This window comes from Paracoccus sp. S4493, from assembly GCF_000967735.1.
GTDB classification, from domain to species: domain Bacteria; phylum Pseudomonadota; class Alphaproteobacteria; order Rhodobacterales; family Rhodobacteraceae; genus Paracoccus; species Paracoccus marcusii.
On sequence record NZ_JXYF01000313.1, the window covers coordinates 1 to 219 of the forward strand.

1 protein-coding gene is annotated in these 219 nt (G+C 68.0%); it reads left to right on the forward strand.

Annotated features, from left to right (window positions below; all coding sequences use genetic code 11):
- A partial coding sequence (locus tag TW83_RS17370; protein WP_045984044.1) for a YqgE/AlgH family protein occupies window positions 1-219 on the forward strand: 219 nt, incomplete at both ends.

The following is a 219-nucleotide window of genomic DNA, read 5'->3' on the forward strand; positions in this document are numbered from 1 at the left end:
GCAACCTGACCGGCAAGATCCTGATCGCCATGCCCGGCATGAGCGATCCGCGTTTCGAGCGGTCCGTGGTGCTGGTCTGCGCGCATTCCGACGAGGGCGCGATGGGGCTGGTGCTGAATCGCCCGCTGCCCGAGATCGGCTTTGGCGATCTGCTGGACCAGCTGGGCATCGAGGCCGAGGAGGATGCGCGGCCGATCGAGGTTCGCTTTGGCGGCCCGG